This is a genomic window from Syntrophorhabdales bacterium (assembly GCA_035541455.1).
GTDB lineage: Bacteria > Desulfobacterota > Syntrophorhabdia > Syntrophorhabdales > WCHB1-27 > JADGQN01.
The window spans coordinates 1-6,160 of the sequence record DATKNH010000110.1 but is presented as its reverse complement, the minus strand read 5'-3'; the positions used below and the strand labels follow the sequence as shown (position 1 = coordinate 6,160).

At 53.0% G+C, this 6,160-nt stretch carries 4 protein-coding genes and 1 rRNA gene; all 5 read right to left on the bottom strand.

Annotated features, from left to right (window positions below; translation table 11 throughout):
* Positions 1-607, bottom strand: a 16S ribosomal RNA gene (locus tag VMT71_11365); the annotation flags it as partial.
* 412 nt (positions 608-1,019) lie between these two features.
* Positions 1,020-2,372 carry an adenosylmethionine--8-amino-7-oxononanoate transaminase gene (bioA, locus tag VMT71_11360; protein ID HVN24561.1) on the bottom strand — a complete coding sequence of 451 codons (1,353 nt, stop codon included), beginning with the start codon at positions 2,370-2,372 and terminating at the stop codon, positions 1,020-1,022.
* Positions 2,373-2,509: 137 nt separating this feature from the next.
* Entirely contained in the window at positions 2,510-3,679 is a 1,170-nt protein-coding gene (bioF, locus tag VMT71_11355; GenBank protein HVN24560.1) for an 8-amino-7-oxononanoate synthase, read from the bottom strand.
* A gap of 233 nt (positions 3,680-3,912) precedes the next feature.
* Entirely contained in the window at positions 3,913-5,634 is a 1,722-nt protein-coding gene (locus VMT71_11350) for a carboxyl transferase domain-containing protein (GenBank protein HVN24559.1), read from the bottom strand.
* Between the two features lie 288 nt (positions 5,635-5,922).
* The coding region (locus VMT71_11345) for a hypothetical protein (GenBank protein HVN24558.1) at positions 5,923-6,160 on the bottom strand (238 nt) is incomplete at its 5' end.

Genomic DNA, 6,160 nt, shown 5'->3' with positions numbered 1-6,160 from the left:
TTACCGCCTACGCGCCCTTTACGCCCAGTAATTCCGAACAACGCTTGCACCCTCCGTATTACCGCGGCTGCTGGCACGGAGTTAGCCGGTGCTTTCTCCAGTGGTACCGTCAAAACTTCCGGATTATTCACCCGGAAGCCCTTCTTCCCACTTAACAGGGCTTTACAACCCGAAGGCCTTCATCACCCACATGGCGTCGCTGGGTCAGGCTTTCGCCCATTGCCCAATATTCCCCACTGCTGCCTCCCGTAGGAGTCTGGGCCGTGTCGCAGTCCCAGTGTGGCTGGCCGTCCTCTAAGACCAGCTACCCGTCATAGCCTTGGTGAGCCTTTACCTCACCAACAAGCTGATAGGCCATGGGCTCATTTACAAGTGATAGCTCAACCCGAAAGTAAAGCCACCTTTTACCCCGTAACCTGGGTTACGTGGTCTTATCCGGTATTAGCCCCACTTTCGCGGGGTTATCCCGAGCTCGAAAAGAGATTACCCATGTATTACTCACCCGTCCGCCGCTTTACTCATTCCCGAAGGAACTTTCACGCTCGACTTGCATGTGTTAGGCACGCCACCAGCGTTCGTTCTGAGCCAGGATCAAACTCTCAAAAAAACTGAAAAGTGGACCTTTCGCACTAAAAATAAGGGCCTAACTATTTTGTTGTCAAAGAACAGAAAGAACAAACAAATAAAAAAAGCGAAAAAGATAGTAACACACTCCTGCATACTGTGTCAAACTCCGCTTTGTTGCCGACTCCAGCATGCCGCAGAGTGTGTCTAACCGTTCATTTAAAAGAGCTACATTACCCGTGAAGCAGTATAAGTATACCCATTTTTTTATCGTTGTCAAGCGGATATTTCTTAAGTTCAAAAAAAAGTCGTTGCGAGTTGCGGGTTCCGCGTTAAGATACCCAGCACTGAGGATCACGACGAAAGCCGAACACAGCAGGCACAGTCTCTCAGGCGCCTTAGCCCGTAACCCGGAACTCGAAACTTGGAACCCGTAACAGGCGGCTCCAAGCCGCTTACTCGCCCGTTGCTGCGCGGATGCTGTCGTGCGTTACATTCACCAGCTCTTCGAGCGTTGTTGCGTCAATGGCGAGCGGTGGCATGAGCACGATCACGTCACTGAGGGGACGGATGACCACGCCGCGTTTACGCGCCTCCAGTATCACTTTCTGACCGATTTTCTCGCCCGCTGCATACATCTTTTTCGATCTCTTGTTTTCAACGAGCTCGATCCCGACCATCAGTCCTTTCTGGCGAATCTCCCCCACGTGGGAGAGTTCGTTGAAGCGCGCAAGAAGGCTGCGCAGCAACTCTGAAGATGTCTGCGCTTTTTCCAGGAGTCGCTCTTCTTCAAAGAGCCGGAGATTCTCCAGGGCCACGGCGCAGGCAAGTGGATTGCCTGTGTACGTATGACCGTGGAAGAAGGCCTTGAATTCATCAAACTCACCAAGGAAGCCTCCAAAGATTTCTTCCGTCGCAAGCGTCACTGCCAGCGGGAGATAGCCTCCTGTTATTCCTTTTGCGACGCACATGAAATCGGGCGTCACATCTTCCTGCTGGCAGGCGAAGAGGCTCCCTGTTCTGCCGAACCCTGTCGCCACTTCATCAGCGATGAGAAAGAGACCATTCTCTTTCGTGATCTTCCAGATGCTTTGGAGAAAACCTTCCGGCTGGACGATCATCCCGCCAGCCCCCTGCACTAAAGGTTCTATAACAACTGCGCAAAGCTCATCTCTGTACTTCTTGATCGTCTTCTCAAAGGCCTCGACACATGCAAGATGACACGACTCAGGCTTCAGTTTCAGTGCACAACGGTAACAGTACGGTGACGGTGCCTTGCGCGTCTTGAAGAGCAAGGGCCTGTACACTTTATGAAAAAGGTCAATGCCGCCGACACTGACGACGCCCAGCGTGTCTCCGTGGTAGCCGTTCACGAAAGAGAGGAACGTCTTGCGCTTCTTGGCTCCCTTCTGCTGCCAGTACTGATAGGCCATCTTGAGGGCGACTTCCACGGACGTCGATCCGTTGTCAGAGTAAAAGATCCTGGTCAACCCCTCGGGCGCTATGTCGACAAGCTTCCTTGCCAGATGGAGTGACGGGACATTTGCGAGGCCCAGTAACGTCGAGTGGCACAGGCGCGCAGCCTGGCTCTGCAGCGTATTTAAAAGTTCTTCCTTGCCGTGGCCGTGCACGAGCACCCAGAGAGAAGAAACGCCGTCTATGTATCTGTTGCCTTCGGTATCGATGAGGTAACAGCCTTCACCTCTCTCGATAATGAGAGGTTCTGCCTCCATCCAGTCTTTCATCTGCGTGAAGGGGTGCCACAGGTATTTGTGGTCCCACTCAACTAATTTGTGTTTGCTGGCCATTGTTCCTCCGAATAACTTGGATGGAAGATCTCTCACCGCAATTATCTATTGGTGCGGTTCGCTAGGAAGACCGCTACGCTGGGAAGATGGCTCACTCCGGTCGCTGGGAAGCAGTTACTTCCATCTTCCATCTCCCTCTATATCAGCCCGACGCTCCGTCCTACTTGCGCGAGCGCTTGCAGGGCCGAGTCCATGTCCTCGCGTGTGAGACCGCGTACTATGGTGAGACGCAGACGTGAGGTCCCGGCCGGCACCGTCGGCGGTCTGATCGCCTGGAGAAATATGCCTTGTTCAAGCAGCATCTTCTGCATGCGAACTGCCTTGCTGTCCTCGCCCACGACAATGGGCACGATAGGCCCTTCACTCTGCTTCAAGTCAAAGCCGAGCTTGTGTAGCCCCTGCCTCATGTAATCTATGTTCTCCCAGAGTTCCTTCTTGAATGAGCCGTCTTCCCTGATGAGCTGCAAGGCCGACCTGGCCGCGCCGAGCGCCGATGCGGGGAGCGCTGTCGTGTACATGAACGTTCTCGCCCTGTTCACCAGGTACTCGATGGTCAGACTGTCCGAGAGCGCAAATGCGCCGAAGGAGCCAAGCGCTTTTCCGAACGTTCCCATCTGCACATCCATCAATCCCGCCAGGCCCTGAAGCTCTTCCACTCCCCTGCCTCTTTCTCCGAAAACCCCTGTTGCGTGGGCCTCGTCAACAATGAGATGCAGATCATACTTCTCCTTCAGCCGGAAGATTGCAGCGAGCGGCGCCACATCGCCATCCATGCTGAAGACTGTCTCCGTGATGACAAACTTTTTCGTCGAGACAGGTTCCCGCCGTATCTTCTTTTCCAGGTCTTCAACATCGCAATGGCGGTAGATCACTCTCCGCGCGCGGGAAAGCCTTATGCTGTCGATGATGCTCGAATGATTAAGTTCGTCGCTGAAGATCACATCGTGCGTACCCGCAAGAGTTGCGATGATACCCATGTTCGCAAGGTATCCGTTGGAAAAGATGAGCGCTCTTTGGTAACCTTTGAAGGCCGCTACATCATCTTCGAGTCGCGCGTACAGGTCGATACTCCCGGACACGCTTCGCGACGAGCACGTCCCTGCTCCGTATTCATCTATTGCATCTTTCGCTGCCTTCATTACATCAGGATGCGTATGAAGAGACAGGTAACTGTTTGAGCAGAGATTAAGATACTCGCTCCCTTCATACCACACCCTGCTTTCGTTAACCGGCTTCAGATACCGGATCTCCCGGTAGTTGCCGGCTTCTTTTATTTGCTCGAGTTCTTGTTGTAGTCGCTCTCTCATAAGAAACTCGGCCAAGAAAGGCAGGCTAAAGGTCCAAGGCGCAAGGCCAACAGCCGAGAAGACAATACGTCTGGGCCTTTAGCCTTTTGCCGTTGGCCTTTAGCACTTTGCCTTTGACCTGCCTTTATACCGCTTCGCGGTACATGTTGTCAACCTTGTACGAAAGAAGGTTAACAGCCGTCTGAATAAAGCAAAGGCGGGCATTTTCAGCCCGCCCTCTTGTTCATATGTAGTTAGCCTTTTATGATCCTCGGGAGCATCATCTGGTGCTGCGGGCATATTGAAGAGGGGTTCTGGTAGCAGCAGTTGGCGAAGGCCACGAGATACTTCCTCAGATCGGTCATCTTGACCACTTCATCCACCATACCCGTTTTTGCGCAGTAAGCCGGGCGCGATTTATCGTAATATTCTTTCACTGTCTTGTTCATGGCTTCAATCACCGGCGCCAGGGGTTTGCCCGAATCCTTCTCTTTCACAAGCCTTCTTGCGAAACTGGCGACCGCCGCGGTCTCGCCGTGCATGACGTATATTTCCGTCGTTGCCGTGCCGATGGTGAAAGCATTATTGTTGTTCGCCTGGGGTCCGGCCATGATGTAGTGCGCTGCTGCAGTGCCTTTCCTCAGAACGATGGTCATCATGGGGCTGTCATTCGCCTGTTCGATTGAGTAGATGAGTGACTGGCCCAGACCAAGAAGTTCAGCCTTCTCGGCAATGTCGCCAACGTCGATGCCGGATGTATCCTGGATCCACAGCATCGGCACCCTGTCCCTGCCGCACAGTGTCACGAACTCGTTGACCTTGATGAGGCCCTCACGGTAGAACTTGCCGCCGATGCCCGGATACGGGGCATACTGTGGATAGCCCTTCGGCATCATGCCCTGTATATTCATAACAACGCCGATCAGAAAGCCGTCTATCTTGACGAGGCCGCAGTACAGCTCCGGTCCGTAATCGGGCCTGAACTCCATGTGCTCGCTTCCATCAACAAGTCTCGATATGAACTGCCTCGCATCATACGTCATCTTCTGGTTGAAGGCGACGATACTGTAAAGGTCTTCGGCGGGATATGCCGGTTCCTTCGGCTCTGCCACTCTGAAGAATTTGCTATTGTAGGCAGGCAGGTAGGTGACCCACTCTTTCACCGCATCAAGGATCGCTTCCTCCGTCTGGAAGACTTGCTTGAAGAAGCCAGTGTTGTCGTAATGGATTTCAACACGGCCCGGCGGCACCGCTTTGAATTTTCTCGTCGCGTCGATGATCTGTTCCGCCATGCCCTCATCGAAGTATCCTTTTGGCGCCATACCGCTCACGATGCCTGCGCCGCCCACAGCTATGTTGCAATCCTTGTGGGCAAGGAGCAGTGTCGGGCTGATACCCTGGTAGCCGCCCCCCGCAGGGTTTGTGCCGTATATCGCTGCGAGAACAGGAATGCCGAGTTTGTTCAGTTCAGCGTGCCTGAAGAAGGTTGTTCCATTGCCGCGGCGGTTTGCGTAAACTTTTTCCTGCTCGGTCAGTTTCACGCCACTGCAGTTGACCAGCCATACAAGCGGGCAGTGCAGTCTCTTCGCAATGTCGGTGACTCTCAGGATGTTGTCGGACTGCCCTGCTATCCAGGCTCCCGCCATGACTTTGTTATCAAAGCCGATGATGACACACCATCTGCCATTTATTCTGCCGAGACCATCCACGACGCCGGTGGTCCCTGATTCTTCCTCCATCGGGTCGTAAAGGAGATGCAAGGGCGCCCACGTGCCCGGGTCAAGGATGTATTCCAGCCTCTGGTGCACTGTCCACTCACCCCTTTTATTAAGGGTTTCCTTCGGTAAACCTGCGTTCTTGTTCTTCTCTACAAGGGCATCAATTTCCGCTTCAACTTTCTTGATTTCTTCTGCGTTTTTCTCGTTTACTTTGATCGGTTTACCCAAGTCCTGCATCTTCTCGAAATAAGGTCTCATCTCTCAAGCCTCCGGTGGGTTTTAAAATGGCGTTTTATTTTTTTGTTATTATTTTCACAATTATATTTTTGTATACGACTTTTGTCAATACAAAAGATGCACGCCGAGAAGATATTGGCGTAATAGACGGCGCTGTTCCGAGTTGCGATGCAGGACACCTCACGTTACGAGTTGTGGGTTTCGAGTTGCGAGTTGAAACACGAAACCCTTGCGGAATTCAGCAAAGCTTGGCGGCTATGGTTTTTCGAGGTGCCTCTCTCTTAACCCGCGACACGTAACTCGTAACGATTAGTGTTTAAACAATCTTTGCCCGGTGAAGACCATCGTCACATTAGCCTCGTTACACGCCTCGATCACCTCAAAGTCGCGTTCGGATCCGCCCGGCTGAATTACACCGGTGGCGCCCTCCTTGATCGCCGCATCAACGCCGTCTCTGAACGGGAAGAAACCATCAGACACAACGATAGACCCCAGGAGGCCGCCTTTCTGACTCTTCGTGTACTCCTCTATCTCTTTCAGGTCTCCC